The organism is Methyloceanibacter caenitepidi, assembly GCF_000828475.1.
GTDB lineage: Bacteria > Pseudomonadota > Alphaproteobacteria > Rhizobiales > Methyloligellaceae > Methyloceanibacter > Methyloceanibacter caenitepidi.
Genome location: NZ_AP014648.1, coordinates 964060 through 978836 on the forward strand (window position 1 = coordinate 964060; position 14777 = coordinate 978836).

Sequence of the window (14777 nt, forward strand, 5' to 3'; positions counted from 1 at the left end):
TCTATCGGAAGTAAGGACCCGACCGCCAAGCCGGGGTGGGCTGGGATATCCCAGGCGCCGGAATGGCGATGCCGTTGCCGTAGTCCGTCGCAAAGGCCGAGCTCTCGCCGTTGTTGGCGAAGGGCATGGCCAGGGAGCTGCCTTCGAACTGGGGCAGGCTGTAGGTCGGCGACAGGCCAAGATGCTCGGCCGCGCTCTTCGGAATTTCGGCGTCCTCGCCCTGGATTTCAAAAGCACCGGCGCTGAGCGGCATCAGTGCCACGCTCGAAGCGGCGACTAGCGCTAGATAGAAAGCACGCATCAGTGTCATCCCTCGTCCGGCGATCCCCATCTCGCCATATCTCGCCCGGATTCCGGACGCTATCGGAGCAAAGTTTACCGCGATTTGCAACGCAACGCCAGATACCGCCGGGGCCTCCCAACATTGTGATGCCCCGGCGTGACCTCGGCGCCACAAGTGTCGGATCCAAGAAAAGTTCGGTCTCACGGCGAAATTGCGGCAGGCTCCGCAAGCGGCTAAAGCATGGCCCATGGCGCCGCGCATCCTCTACATCGTTACCGAAGATTGGTATTTCCTGTCCCACCGCCTGCCGATGGCGCGCGCGGCCAAGGAGGCGGGCTACGAGGTCCATGTCGCTGCCCGGATCCCCGATGGCGCGGCGGCGATCGAGGCCGAAGGTTTCGTTCCACACAGGTTGAGCTGGAGCCGGGGCAGCATCTCCGCGCGCGATAGTCTTTCTGCCGTCCTGGAGTTGCGGCGCCTGATTCGCGATGTTGCACCGGACCTCGTGCACAACGTGGCCCTGAAACCGGTCCTGCTCGGCACCCTGGCGGCCGTCGGCCTCAAGGACGTCGCGATCGTCAACAGTCTTACGGGCATGGGCGCGCTCTTCGTGGACGGAGGCGGGGCCAGCCCGCTCACGCGGAAACTCGTCGTGATGGCCCTGAGCCGCCTCCTGCGGCGCAAGCGCTCCGTCACCGTCGTCCAAAACCCGGAGGACCGTTCCTTCGTGGCGGGCCTCGGCGTGCCCGACGAGGCGATCACGATCATTGCGGGGTCGGGCGTCGACATCGACAAGTACCAGCCGCTGCCCGAGCCCGAAGGAACGGTCACGGCCGCTTTCGTGGGCCGCATGCTTCACCACAAGGGGGTACTGACCCTGGTCGAGGCCTTCCGGCGGGCCACAAGCGACGCTGCGAGCGGCGAGCCGCCCGAGTTGCATTTGCTGCTCGCCGGCGATTGCGATCCCGAAAATCCAGGTTCGCTCGCGCCCGAACAGCTGCGGGAATTTGCGTCGGCCTACGGGATCGACTGGCTCGGCCATGTGAAGGACGTGCGTCAGGTTTGGAGCAAGGCCCATTTCGCCGTGCAGCCGTCCCGTGGAGGAGAGGGCCTGCCCAAAAGCCTGCTGGAGGCGGCGGCTTGCGGCCGGCCCATGGTGGCGACGGACGTTCCCGGCTGCCGGGAAATCTCCATTCCCGGCGAGACCGGGTTCTTGGTGCCCGTCGACGACGCGGACGCTCTTGCCGCCGCGATGTTGGAACTCGCGCGCGATTCAAGGCTGCGGCAGCGCTACAGCGCCGAAGCGCGGCGGCTCACGGAGGACAAGTTCTCCTCGCAAGCGATCGGCCAGGAAACGGCTGCGCTCTATGGGCGTTTGATCGCCAGCTAGGGCGCTGGCGTTTGCGGCGCGCGCATCATCTGCTTGATGCCTTCGGCGCTATCGATCTCGGGCTTCCAGCCCGTCGCTATTAGCTTGGCGGGGTCGATCTCGAACGTGCCGCAGACCCGTTCCCAGTCGGCTTCGCGCCCGAACGACTTCATCAATCGCCGGATGGCCTTATGGGGCATTTTGACGAGTTGCGGCGGGCGTCCTAACCCCTCGCGCATGGCGGCGACCATGCCAGCGACGCTGATTGGCTCTGCATCGGCCACCAGGTAGGTCTGGTTGAGCGTCTCCTCCGTCTGGAGGACGTGGGCGACGGCGGCGATGAGATTGTCGATCGAGAGCAGCGACCGCCGATTGTCCAGCCCGCCGAAGGGGAGCGGCATGGGCGTCTTGGCGATGGTGGCCAGCGAGGCGATATTGCCTTTCACATTGGGGCCATAGACGACGGCCGGCCGCAGCACCGTATAGTCCACGCCACTCGCCGCAAGGCGCCGCTCCGCGTCCAGCTTGGTACGGCCGTAGATCTCGGTAGGCGCCGGTTCATCCGCTTCCGTGATGACGGTCGGCGACGAAAGTCCAGCTTGCGCACGAACCGACGACATCAGCACGAAGCGCGCGATCTTGCCTTTGGCTTGTTCGGCAAGTTCGCCAACGGCCTCGGTGTTGATTCGCGCATAGATTTCGTCGGGCAGCGTACCGGGGGCGTGGGCTATTCCCGCGAGGTGCACGACGTGGCTGACATCCTCGAGCGCACTGGTCCAGTCGACGGGGCCCGACAGATCCGGCATGGCGATGGGTTCGATGTTGGGTCCGGCAGTCAGACGGGAAGGGTCGCGCGCCGCCGCCCGAACGAAGGTGCCTTGCCGCGCCAGTGCCGGGACGAGGCTCTGGCCGATGAAACCGGTGGCGCCTGTGACGAGGATCCGCATCGTCGCTCAACGCCCCCGTGCGAAGCTGGTCAGGACGAGAGCGACGCCGCCGGCCCCGAGCGCCAACGTCACCAGATCCACGATCAGCGAGCGGCTGAGCGCGGCCGCAACGGCCAGTGCCGCGAGCCAGGAGCACAGCAGGAATATCCGCGTGGTGACTTCCGGCACGCGGAAACCGCCAGCCGTCGCCCGCTGATAGAAGTGGGAGCGATGCGCGTCGGTCACCTTTTCGCCGTTCGCCAGACGCCGGAAGAACGTCAGAGCGCTGTCGGCAATGGTGTAGAGGGCCAGCAGGAGGGCCGAGACGAGATGCGCCTCCGCGGCCCAGATCAGCATATAAGCCAGGAGCAGTCCGATGGGCAGACTCCCCGAGTCGCCCAGGAAGATGCTGGCCGGGTGTTTGTTGAAGACGGCGAAGCCGAGCATGGCCCCAAGCAGCGCCAGCGCCATAAGTCCGATGCCGGCAGGCACGACGGCAAGCCACCACAAGATGGCGATGCCGAGCGACATCGGAACCACTTGGACCACCGTCATCCAGTCGAGGCCGTCCAGGAAATTCACGACGTTCACGAAGCAAACGATCCCGAACACGAGGAGTGCCCGCTCGGCCGCTACCGGCAGAACAGCCGGAAGAACACGGAAGTCCTGCGGCAGCATCAGGACGATGCCGAGCGCCACGGCGCCTTGCACCAGCAGCCGCCACGAGACGGGCAGGGGGCGGGCATCGTCCAGCCCGCCAAGGACCATCAGCACCGCGGCGCCGAACAGAACCGGCACAAGGCTCGGGTTCGGTACAGCCGAGCCGGCGAGCAGCCCTGTCGCGACCACGAAAATCGCGGCCATGACGCCGAAGCCGGCCCCCTCGGGTGTCGCTTGGACATGGGAGGAGCGGTCGTTGGGGTGCGCCATCAGGTGGCGAACGAGCAAAGGTCTGAGGACGAAGATCAGCGCTGCGCTCAGGACGGCGCTCACGCCGATCACCGCGGCACTCAAGACAACGTCGGCGTCAAGCATGGGATCAGTGCAGGGTTTGCGATTGCGGTTGCCACTCGTCCGTGCCGGGAGCGGCGGCGGCGCTGCCTGGCGCGTAGCCCTCGACAGTGGCGTGCAGCATCGCCTGGACCTCGGTCAGGTCGTTGTTCGCGATGGCCTTCTCGAACCGTTCCAACGCGGCGATCAGCGCGTCGTAGGCCAGGACGGGTTCGGACGTCTTGAATATCCGCGGATGGTCTGTGCCGGTCGTGTCTTCGCCAATCAACAGCTCCTCGAAAAGCTTCTCGCCAGGGCGCAAGCCCACATAGCGGATCTCCACGTCCCCGTCGGGATGCGTCTCGTCCTGGACCTCGAGACCCGACAAGCGGATCATCGTACGGGCGAGGTCGTCGATCTTGACCGGCGTACCCATCTCCAGCACGAACACTTCGCCGCCCTCGGCCATGGCGCCCGCCTGGATGACGAGCTGCGCGGCTTCCGGGATCGACATGAAATAGCGGATTACCTCGGGGTGGGTCACCGTAACGGGCCCGCCAGCCTTGATCTGTTTGCGGAACAGCCGCACGACCGAACCGGAGGAGTCCAACACGTTGCCGAAGCGCACCATGGTGAAGGTCGTGTTGTGCGGATCTTCGGCCAGCGCCTGCAGGATCAACTCGGCCAAGCGCTTGCTGGCGCCCATCACATTCGTGGGCCGTACGGCCTTGTCGCTCGAGATGAGCACGAACCGCTCCACGCCCGCGTCCCGTGCGGCCTCCGCGACCACGAGTGTTCCGAACGTATTGTTCTGCAGGCCGACAGCCGGGTTCACCTCCACGATCGGGACGTGCTTGTACGCGGCGGCATGATAGATGACCTCGACATTGTGCTGGTCGATGGTCCGCCGCACGAGGTCGCGGTCGAGAACCGAGCCGAGGATTTGCACCACAGTCGTTTGCCGCTCCGTGCCGCCGGGACCGACGCGCATGCGGCGCTGCATCTCGACGAGTTCGAGCGAAATCTCGTACAGCGCCGGTTCCGAAACATCGAACAGAATGAGCATTCTCGGTCCCAGTTGCAGCAGCTGGCGGGTGAGTTCGGAGCCGATTGAACCGCCGGCGCCGGTTATCAGAACGGATTTGTCCCGTACCTGGGAGGCAAGGAGGGCCAAGTCCGGCTCGACCGGATCGCGGCCCAAGAGGTCTTCCACATCGATCGGGCGCAGATCGCTGACTTCGACGCGCCCGGATGCGATCTCCTCTAACGCTGGCAGGGTCTTCACCTCGACGGGATATTGTTCGAGCACTTTCAGGGCGACGCGGCGCTCGCTCCGGAGCGCGGAGGGCGCGGCGAGCAGCACCTCGTCCACCTTCTCGTCGGCAATGACCTTTCCGATCTTTTCGGGCCGGATGACCTTGACCCCGTGCACGACCTGTCCGGCCAGTGAGGGGCTCGAGTCGATGAACGCGACCGTGTGGTAGGTGCCCACCTCGTTCAGCGCGCGCAGCAGCTGAATGCCCGCCTGTCCCGCGCCGTAGATGATGACGTTCTTGTGGACGTCGGCCCGAATCGGCTCGTACTGCGGCGCCGCCTTGAGCAGCATGGAACCCGCCCACTGTCGGCTCAGCCGGATCAGGATGGCGGCAATCAGCGCGTAGATGACGACCACCGAGCGCGGATGGTTCTTGACGCCGCTCAGATAGACAACGAGCGCCCACAGCACCGCGGCGATAATCACGGCGATGTAGATCTGCGTCGTGCCGGAGGGACCGATAAAGCGCGTGACGAGCTTATAGAGTCCCCGCCAATAGAACACGAAGACGCCGATGACGGGCGCTGCCAGCAACAGCAGCACCGTCTGCCAGGTGTCGGGGATATAGATGCGGCTCAGGCGCAAGGAATAGGCCGCCCACAACGCGATGCCCAGCATCGCGAAGTCGTTCGCAATAAGGAACACCCGCTTGAACCAGCGGGGGCGTTCGATCAGCCAAACGGCGAAGTTCATTGAGCCCGTCCCGCGCCAGGTGTTGCCAAACCTAGCCTAAGAACTTGATGCACGTCGGAAAGTTGGTCGAACCATAGCGGAAGGCCAAACCAAACGGAAGCAACGGGTTGAGGTCTTACGGCGTTACAGTCAAGCTCCGCGGGTATTGGATGAGCGCGGGCGGCGATTCGCGATGAGAACTCTTCTTTTCAAGGCCCTGATGGCGAGTGGTTCGTGCTTGGCCGCGGCCTCATTGGCCGGTGCGGCGCCGGCCGAGGTCGTCATCCTGGAAACCCCCGTCGCCTTCGGGACCCACGTTCCCGGTCTTGGCACCCCGGCGCGCGAATTGGCCAAGCTCCTCGATGAACGTTCGGAAGGCTCGCTGCAGCTCGACCTGAAAGAGCCCGGCGACGGCACGGCCCCGTTCGAGATCCTAGACAAGGTCTCCGATGGGAAAGTCGATGCCGGCTTCGCGACCGCCGGCTACTGGGCCGCGAAGTTGCCCGCGGCCAGCCTTTTTGGCGGGTATCCATTCGGTCCAAACGCCAAAGAGTATCAGGACTGGTTCAACCGCGGCCATGGGCGCGCGCTGTATCAGGAGATGTACGACCAGGCCAAGGTCAAGGTCCATGTAGTCCCATGTGCGTTTGGCGGCGCCGAGGCGGGGGGCTGGTTCGCGAAGGAAGTCAACTCGGTCGACGACTTGGATGGGCTCCGCATGCGCATATTCGGGCTAGGCGCACGCGTCATGATGCAGCTGGGCGCGGTGCCGGTGCTCGTGCCGGGCAGCCGGATCGCGGATGCCTTCGAGGAAGGAAAGATCGACGCCGCGGAGGCCTACACACCGGTTGTGGATCGAACCAATGGCCTTCAGGACGCGGCGAAGATTCTTTATCAGCCGGGCTGGAACCAGCCAGCCACCGTCTTCGAGTTCCTGGTGAATCAGGACCGCTGGGATGCGCTCGGGCCCGAGCGCCAGTCTCTAATCGAGAGCACGTGCGGAGAGTTGCTTCAGCGGACGCTGTCGGAGAGCAGCAACCTGCAAGCGGCGGCGCTCACGGCCTTCAGTAACGAGGACGGCGTTAGAATCCTGGAGTTCCCCGACGACATTCAGGAGGCACTGCGCGAAGGCTGGGAGGAGGTGGCGGAGGAAGAGGGGGTCCGGGACTATCTATTCAAGGAAGTCCATGAAGACATCGAGGCCTTTCGGTCCGGCGACGACGACACGGCCCAAGCCGGCAACGGCGCCGGGAAAGGCGATGGCCCAAGCGGCGGCGTCAATGCCGAGGCCACGATACCGCCCCCGCCGCCACCCGGAGAGGCCACCCCTGCGGGGCCTTGAGAGAGATGGAAAAGGACGACCTAGGCTGGTCTGCCGCCGCGTTTTGTTTGCAGGCGCGGCTTGATAGACTATGACCCCATGTTGCTCATCGGCCCCGGAAAATGCGAAGAGGGGGGTGAGCATCCTTCATCCTGATGGCCTTGTCGGCCTGATGGCAATTTGGGCCTAATGGCCTACTGGGCGGCTTGGAGCCTGCAGACATGTCCACCGTGACCCTTCCCGATCCCGACCGCGCCGTCATGGCGCGCCGGAACGAAGTGGTGAAGCAGCTCAAGAAGCTGGCGCCCAAGGCGTTGGTCATTGCCGATCTCGAGGGCCGCCGGACGTTCGAATCCGATGCGCTTTCAGCCTACCGGCGCTTGCCGCTCGCGGTCGTGCTCCCGGTGAACACGGAGGAAGTCTCGGCGGTCCTGCGCTTCTGCTACGAGAACCACGTGAAAGTCGTGCCGCGCGGTGCCGGCACCTCGCTGTGCGGGGGCGCGACGCCGCTCGAAGATTCTATCGTCTTGTGCCTATCGCGGATGAACAAGGTCCTGGAGATCGATGCCGCCAACCGCGTCGCGCGTGTCGAAGCCGGCATCACCAATATCGCGATCACCCAGGCTGCCGCGGCCCAAGGCTTCTTCTATGCCCCCGACCCGTCCAGCCAGGTAGCCTGCACCGTCGGCGGCAACATCGCCACCAACTCCGGCGGCGCGCATTGCCTGAAGTACGGGGTGACGGTCAACAACCTCTTGGGCGTGCGCATGGTCATGATCGACGGCGAGATCGTCGATTTCGGCGGCACCTATCTCGATGCGCCGAATTACGATTTCCTGCCGCTGATAACGGGGTCCGAAGGCCAGCTCGGCGTCGTGACGGAGGCGAGCGTCCGGCTGATTGCCGCGCCTGAAGGCGCGCGGCCTGTCCTGATCGGCTTCGATTCCGCGAATGCCGCCGCCTCCTGCGTGGCCGCGATCATCGCGTCCGGCATCGTTCCCGTCGCGATCGAGTTCATGGACCGTCCGGCAATCCATGTGTGCGAGCATTTTGTGCCCGCCGGTTATCCGCTCGATGCTGAAGCAGCGTTGATCGTCGAGGTCGAAGGCTCCGAGGACGAGATCGAGTATCTCCTCGAGAAGATCGAGGACATCGCGCAGGACTACAATCCGATCAGTACGCGGCGAAGCCAGAGCGACGAAGAAAGCGCGCTGATCTGGAAGGGACGAAAGGCGGCGTTCGGCGCGATCGGTCAGATTTCCGATTATATGTGCATGGACGGGGTCATTCCGCTGTCGGCGCTGCCGGAGGCGCTGAACGGCGTGAGCCTGATTTGCCGCAAGTACCGCTTCGACGTCGCCAATATCTTCCATGCCGGCGACGGCAATCTGCACCCCTTGATCCTCTACGATGCAAACGATCCGGGACAGCTCGAACGCGTGGAGCTTTGCGGTGCCGAGATATTGAAGCTGTGCGTCGAACTTGGCGGATGCCTCACCGGCGAGCACGGCGTGGGCATCGAGAAGCGTGAGCTGATGTACGAGCAGTTCACGGACGAGGACATCGATCAGCAGGTGCGGATCAAGGAAGAGCTGGACCCCGCGTGGCTTCTGAATCCGGGCAAGGTGTTTCCGATCCTCGGTCGCGGCGTCCTGAAACAGAGCATGGACCTCACCCGTCTCGATGCCGCCCCGGACGGTTTGCCGCCGGAGGACACCCTCGTAGATGAGGTCGAGTTCGACGTCGAATATATTGAAGGCGAGGAACGGCTGTGACGGCTCACATGCGCCTTGGCTTCCACGCGCCGCAGACGGAAGAGGAACTGTCCCAGATCGTCCTCGAAGCCGCCGAGTCCCGCACGCCCTTGGAGATCATGGGCAAGGGCACCAAACGCGAGTTGGGCCATGCGGTGCGCGCGGGCGCGGTCGTCAGCACCGAGAATATGAAGGGCATCACCCTGTACGAGCCCACGGAGCTGGTGATGGTGGCCAAGTGCGGCACGCCGCTGACGGAGATCGAGGCCGCGCTTGCTGAAAACGATCAGGAGCTCGCCTGCGAGCCCGTCGATATGGCGCCGGTTCTCGGCTACGGCCCGGGCGAGGGCACCGTCGGCGGTCTCGTCGCGACGAACATCTCCGGCAGCCGCCGCATTCTCAAAGGCGCGGTGCGCGATCACGTTCTCGGCGTCACGGCCGTGAACGGGCGCGGCGAGATCATCAAGTCCGGCGGCCGCGTGATGAAGAACGTGACGGGCTACGACATCGCGCGGACGCTGGTCGGGTCCTGGGGCACGCTCGCCGTCATGTGCGAGGTCGCGCTCAAAGTCCTGCCGGTACAGCGCGAATCCCGGACCCTGGTTTTCTTCGGGCTCACCGATTTCGCCGCCGTCGAAGCCCTGTGTCTCGCGATGGGCACGCCCTACGAAGTGTCCGGTACAGTTCATCTTCACGGAACGGTCGCCGCCCGGCTGTCGGACGCCGATCTCGCCGGGAAGGGTAGGGCCGTGACGGCGATCCGTGTGGAAAGCTTCCCCGCGTCGGCTCGCTATCGCACGAGCCGTCTGCGCGAGGCGCTGCTTGCTTACGGGCCGGAACTCGAACTCGACACCGACCGCAGCCAAGCCTTCTGGAAGGACGTGCGCGCGCTCAAGATGTTTCAAGGCACGAAGCATCCGCTCTGGCGCGTCTCCACGGTTCCGAGCAAGGCGGCGACGCTTGTCGGCAACCTTGCGCGCAAGGTCGATGTCCACGTGGCGTACGACTGGTCCGGTGGCCTTCTATGGATCGAGACGCCATCCTTGACCGACGCGGCCGCGGTCGATATTCGCCGTCAGCTTGCGGAATTCGGCGGCCATGCCACACTCATTCGCGCGGATGCGGCAATCCGCAACGAGACGGATGTGTTTCAGCCTCTGGAGCCGCCGCACGACGTCCTGGCGGCGAAGCTGAAGCACGCGTTCGATCCACTCGGACTTTTCAACCCCGGCCGGCTGTACAGGGGCCAGTAACGCGCGATGGAAACCAATTTCAACTCCATGCAACTTGGAGACCCGTCCATCGCGCGGGCGGACGAGATCCTGCGCCGCTGCGTCCATTGCGGCCTGTGCACGGCGACGTGCCCGACCTATGTGCTGACCGGCGACGAGCGGGACAGCCCGCGCGGGCGCATCTATCTGATGAAACAGATGTTCGAAACGCGCGACGTCCCGGCATCGACGGTTCACCACATCGACCGCTGTCTATCGTGCCTCGGCTGCATGACTGCGTGCCCCAGCGGCGTCGACTACATGCATCTGGTCGATCTCGCCCGTACGCGCATCGAGCAGCGCGGGCACCGGAGCCCGAACAAGAACACCATGCGCATGTTCCTGAGCCGGGTACTGCCCTATCCGAGCCGGTTCAAGGCGATGCTGATCCTCGGCTGGTTCGCCCGGCCCTTCCGCGACGTGATCGGCAAGCTCGGCATGAAACGCATCGCGGCAGCGCTGGACCTCGTGCCGAAGGATGCGCTGAAGCTCAAGATCCTGCGTCCGCGCTCCGCGTACAATCCGAAGAGGCCGCAGCCGAAGCGCGTGGCCATCATGCTGGGCTGCGTTCAGGAAGTGCTGGCGCCGCAGATCAACCGGGCGGCCATCCGTCTCCTCCGCCGCCATGGCGTGGACGTGATGGTCGTGAAGGACGAAGGCTGTTGCGGTGCGCTCTCGCATCATCTAGGGCGCGACGAGGAAGCGCGCGCCCATGCGCGCCGGAACATCGATGCGCTGACGGCTGTCATGCGCGAGCGTCTGCTGGACGCCATCATCCCGACCGCCAGCGGCTGCGGCACGATGCTCAAGGATTACGGCAGCCTCCTGGAGCGCGACCACGGCTACGCCGAGCGCGCGGAATATGTGGGCGGTCTGGCGCGCGACGCCACCGAGTTCCTCAACGAGATTTCGCTCAATCCGCCGGTGATGTGGACAGGGCTCAAGGTCGCCTATCACTCGGCCTGCTCCTTAGGCCACGGGCAGAAGCTCGAGGAGTTGCCCCGGCAGCTGCTGGAGCAGGCAGGCTACACGCTCACCGAAATCCCGGAAGGACACCTGTGTTGCGGTTCCGCCGGCACCTACAACATCATCGAGCCGGAACTGTCCGCCGAACTCCGGGACCGCAAGGTCAAGAACATTGAATCGATTGCGCCTGACGTCATCGTCACGGGCAATATCGGCTGCATGACCCAGATAAAGGCCGGAACGGACATCCCCATCGTCCATACCGTGGAGCTTCTCGACTGGGCCACCGGCGGACCGTGTCCGCCGGCCCTGTCCAAGATGCGGAACCGCGCCCATCCCATCGAGGCGCTGGTCGAGATGGCCAAGGCCTCGGCCAAGGAGAAGGCCCTGGCGGATTAGTCACTGGCCAATTAGTCCCTGTCCGATCGAGCCCGGTTGCTTGCTGGCTGGGGAGCGATGGGCTAGAACGCGGCGGCAAAAGTTAATTGAAATCCGCCGCATCCCACATGAGCAAGAACGACGATAAGCCCGGGCAGGGTTCGGAGAACACGCGCCCCGAAGCGCGCCTGCCCAAAGGCCTGCAAGACGCGTCCGCGCAGGAGATTCGCGCGACCGAAGCGATGCTCGCCACGATCAAGAAGGTGTTCGAGCTCTATGGCTTCGAGCCGCTGGCGAGTCCCGCCATCGAATACACCGACGCGCTCGGCAAGTTCCTACCCGACGAGGACCGGCCCAACGCGGGCGTGTTCTCCTTTCAGGACGACGACGACCAATGGCTCTCGCTGCGCTACGATTTGACAGCGCCGCTCGCCCGCTACGTGGCCGAGAACTACCAGACCCTGCCGAAGCCCTTTCGCCGCTATCAGACGGGCCCCGTCTGGCGCAATGAGAAGCCGGGCCCAGGCCGCTTCCGCCAGTTCATGCAGTTCGATGCGGATACGGTGGGCGCGCCCTCCGTCGCGGCGGATGCGGAGCTCTGCATGCTCGCCACCGACACCATGGAGGCGCTCGGCGTCCCGCGCGGCGACTACGTGGTGAAGGTCAACAGCCGGAAGATTCTCGACGGCGTCCTCGACTCTATCGGCATTGAGGATGGGCGTCGGCTGACGGTCTTGAGAGCGATCGACAAGTTCGACCGGCTCGGCGAGGAGGGCGTGCGCCTGCTTCTCGGCGAGGGCCGGAAAGACGAGAGCGGTGACTTCACCAAGGGTGCGGGCCTAGACGCCGGTGACATCGACAAGGTGATTGCATCGACATCTCCGTTGTCCGGCGGCAACGACGCCGTTCTAGACCAACTCGTGCAACTCTCCGACACTGAGGCGGGTGCCGAGGGTATCGAAGAACTGAAGACGATCGCATCGCTTGTCGAGGCAGGTGGCTATGCGGACCGCATCGTCATCGATCCCTCCATCGTCCGTGGCCTCGAGTACTACACCGGCCCCGTGTTCGAGACGGAGTTGACGCCCACCATCAAGGATCAACGCGGCCAGACCATCCGGCTGGGCTCCGTGATGAGCGGCGGGCGCTATGACGGGCTCGTGGCGCGCTTCACCGGCGAGCGCGTGCCCGCCACGGGCATCTCGGTCGGTGTGTCGCGGCTTCTGTTCGGCTTGCAGCTTCTCGGCAAGTACAAAGGTGACGAGAGCAAAGGCCCCGTCGTCGTGCTGGTCTTCGACAAGGATCGCCTCGGCAACTACCAGCGCATGGTCAAGACGTTGCGCGATGCGGGCATTCGTGCGGAGCTCTATCTCGGCTCGTCCGGCATGAAGGCGCAGATGAAATACGCCGACAAGCGCGGCAGCCCCTGCGTGGTCATCCAAGGCGGCGACGAGAAAGAGCGCGGCGAAGTCCAGATCAAGGACCTCGTACTCGGCGCGACGCTCACCAAAATTGAGGACCGCGAAGAGTATTTGAAGAAGCAGGCGGAGGCGCAATTCGCCGTGCCGGAGGCCGACCTCGTCGGCGGCGTGTCCAAGGTCCTCGACCGGTACAAGGCGTAACCCCATGACCGCCGAATCCGCCAAAGCGTTCGAAGCCCTCGAAGGCCAGGCTCGCGATCTCCTCGCGCTGTTCGGGGAGGCGGGATACGAATTCGTCGCGCCCGCGATCATTCAGCCCGCGGGCGTCTTTCTCGATCAGATCGGGGAACAGATACGCGCGCGCTCCTATGTCTTCACCGATCTGGCGGGCGAGGAGCTTTGCCTGCGCCCCGATCTCACCGTGCCGGTCTCGCGGCTTTATCTCGAGCGTCACCCGTTAGCCGATACGGAAGCCCGCTATTGCTACAACGGTCCGGCCTTTCGCTTTCAGCCTCTGGGGCCGAGCGTCATGCACCCGCGCGAATTCCGCCAAGCGGGCGTTGAATGTTTTGGCGCGCCCGACAAGGCCGCCGCCGACGTGGAAGTGCTGCTGCTCGCCGTGCAGGCCGTCCGCAGCGCGGGTCTATCGGACTATCGCATCTGCTTCGGCGACATCGCGCTGTTCTACGCACTGATCGATGCGCTGGACCTGCCGGAACGCTGGCGGCTGAAGCTGCGCCACTATTTCTGGCGCCCGCCGAGCTTCCACGTGCTTGTGGATCAGCTTGCCAAGGGAACGCGTATCGAGCCCGACCGTGTTCTGACGGCGCTTGGTGAGAAAATCGCCGGCAAGAGCCAGGAAGAGGCGGAGGACATCGTGTCCACGTATCTCGAGGCAGAGGGCATTCCCCTTGCGGGCAATCGGACCTTGCGGGAGATCAGCGCGCGCCTGCTCGATCAGGCTGCGGATCTTCTCGCCGACACGCTGCCGCGCGAAGTGGCTACGGTCATCGAATACTATCTCGGCGTGTCCGCCCCGCCGCGCGAGGCTGTCGACAAGATCGCCATGATCGCGCATGGCGCGGGGCTCGACATCGACGCGGCGCTCGACGCGGTCAGACGCCGCTTCGACCTGCTGCAACAGCAGGGTGTCGATCTGTCGAACGCGACCTTCGCGACGGAGTTCGGCCGCAAGCTGGAATACTACTCGGGCCTTGTGTTCCAGATCGGCGCGCCGGGGATGGACGAGACCGAGCCCGTCGCCGGCGGGGGCCGCTACGATAATCTGCTGACCGCGCTCGGTGCGCCAAGCCCGGTGCCGGCCGTCGGCACGGCGATCCACACCGAGCGCCTGCTTGCCGCCGTGGGAAGGGCATCGACATGAGCGCGCCGTCCCTCGTCATCGCCGTCCCCTCGAAAGGCCGCCTGAAGGAGCAGGCCGCGAGCCTGTTCGAAGCGGCCGGCTACACGCTGCGGATCAAAGGCCACGAGCGCGGCTATCGCGGTCAGCTCGACGGGCTGCCCGATGTCGCCGTGGAGTACACGTCCGCCGCCGAGATCGTGCACCAGCTGCGCTCGGGCCGCGTGCATCTCGGCATCACCGGCGAGGATCTGGTGCGTGAGAGCGTGCATGACGTCGACAGCAGCATCGAGTTCGTGGCGCCGCTCGGCTTCGGCCATGCGGATGTGGTCGTGGCCGTGCCGGAGTGCTGGCTCGACGTTTCGCGCATGGCGGACCTCGAGGACGTAGCCGAGCAGTTCGCCCGCAGCCACGGCCGGGGACTTCGCGTGGCCACCAAATACATGAACCTGACGCGGCGCTACTTCGCGCAGAAGGGCGTCACCGGGTACCGCATTGTCGAGAGCGTCGGCGCCACGGAGGCGACGCCCGCCACCGGCACGTCCGAGCTCATCGTCGATATCACCAGTACCGGCACGACACTGAAGGCGAACCACCTCAAAGTGCTCGAGGACGGTCTCATTCTGAAGTCGCAAGCCCACCTTCTGGCGGCGAAGCGGGCCGGCTGGGATGCGCGCGCGAACGAGCTCAAGGCGGCGATCCTCGGCGCGCTCTCAGGCTGAGTACGTTCTCCGGCTGAGCGCTCGCGGCT

General features: G+C 64.8%; 12 protein-coding genes. 8 read left to right on the forward strand and 4 right to left on the reverse strand.

Features of this window, described 5'->3' with window-relative positions; genetic code table 11:
• Position 1: 1 nt before the first annotated feature.
• Positions 2 to 301, reverse strand: coding sequence for a hypothetical protein (locus GL4_RS04485; protein ID WP_156137389.1), 300 nt, complete (start codon positions 299 to 301; stop codon positions 2 to 4).
• Between the two features lie 229 nt (positions 302 to 530).
• On the opposite strand from GL4_RS04485, the gene GL4_RS04490 reads away from it, so the two are divergent.
• Positions 531 to 1673, forward strand: coding sequence for a glycosyltransferase family 4 protein (locus GL4_RS04490; protein WP_045365021.1), 1143 nt, complete (start codon positions 531 to 533; stop codon positions 1671 to 1673).
• Here GL4_RS04490 and GL4_RS04495 read toward each other — a convergent pair.
• From GL4_RS04495 to GL4_RS04505, 3 genes are read right to left on the reverse strand one after another with little or no spacing between them, the layout of a single operon-like run.
• Complete coding sequence (locus GL4_RS04495; protein WP_045365024.1) at positions 1670 to 2599, reverse strand: NAD-dependent epimerase/dehydratase family protein; 930 nt, start codon at positions 2597 to 2599, stop codon at positions 1670 to 1672. The two genes, GL4_RS04490 and GL4_RS04495, sit on opposite strands and share 4 nt — an antisense overlap.
• A gap of 6 nt (positions 2600 to 2605) precedes the next feature.
• Positions 2606 to 3613, reverse strand: a complete 1008-nt coding sequence (locus tag GL4_RS04500) for an MraY family glycosyltransferase (protein WP_045365027.1) — start codon at positions 3611 to 3613, stop codon at positions 2606 to 2608.
• Positions 3614 to 3617: 4 nt separating this feature from the next.
• Positions 3618 to 5576, reverse strand: a complete 1959-nt coding sequence (locus GL4_RS04505; RefSeq protein ID WP_045365028.1) for a polysaccharide biosynthesis protein — start codon at positions 5574 to 5576, stop codon at positions 3618 to 3620.
• A 172-nt stretch (positions 5577 to 5748) separates the two neighbouring features.
• On the opposite strand from GL4_RS04505, the gene GL4_RS04510 reads away from it, so the two are divergent.
• From GL4_RS04510 to hisG, 7 genes are all read left to right on the forward strand, one after another.
• Complete coding sequence (locus tag GL4_RS04510; RefSeq protein ID WP_052464115.1) at positions 5749 to 6897, forward strand: TRAP transporter substrate-binding protein; 1149 nt, start codon at positions 5749 to 5751, stop codon at positions 6895 to 6897.
• 200 nt (positions 6898 to 7097) lie between these two features.
• Positions 7098 to 8651 carry an FAD-binding oxidoreductase gene (locus GL4_RS04515; RefSeq protein ID WP_082025468.1) on the forward strand — a complete coding sequence of 518 codons (1554 nt, stop codon included), beginning with the start codon at positions 7098 to 7100 and terminating at the stop codon, positions 8649 to 8651.
• Positions 8648 to 9883: a glycolate oxidase subunit GlcE gene (glcE, locus tag GL4_RS04520; RefSeq protein WP_244462679.1), complete on the forward strand. Its 1236-nt coding sequence runs from the start codon at positions 8648 to 8650 to the stop codon at positions 9881 to 9883. Before GL4_RS04515 ends, glcE begins: the two co-directional genes overlap by 4 nt.
• Positions 9884 to 9889: 6 nt before the next feature.
• Complete coding sequence (glcF, locus tag GL4_RS04525) at positions 9890 to 11266, forward strand: glycolate oxidase subunit GlcF (RefSeq protein WP_045365034.1); 1377 nt, start codon at positions 9890 to 9892, stop codon at positions 11264 to 11266.
• Positions 11267 to 11373: 107 nt separating this feature from the next.
• Positions 11374 to 12867, forward strand: coding sequence for a histidine--tRNA ligase (gene hisS, locus GL4_RS04530; RefSeq protein ID WP_045365038.1), 1494 nt, complete (start codon positions 11374 to 11376; stop codon positions 12865 to 12867).
• A 4-nt stretch (positions 12868 to 12871) separates the two neighbouring features.
• Positions 12872 to 14050, forward strand: a complete 1179-nt coding sequence (locus GL4_RS04535; protein ID WP_045365041.1) for an ATP phosphoribosyltransferase regulatory subunit — start codon at positions 12872 to 12874, stop codon at positions 14048 to 14050.
• Positions 14047 to 14748, forward strand: a complete 702-nt coding sequence (hisG, locus tag GL4_RS04540) for an ATP phosphoribosyltransferase (RefSeq protein ID WP_045365044.1) — start codon at positions 14047 to 14049, stop codon at positions 14746 to 14748. The genes GL4_RS04535 and hisG overlap by 4 nt, the downstream gene beginning before the upstream one ends.
• Positions 14749 to 14777: the final 29 nt, after the last annotated feature.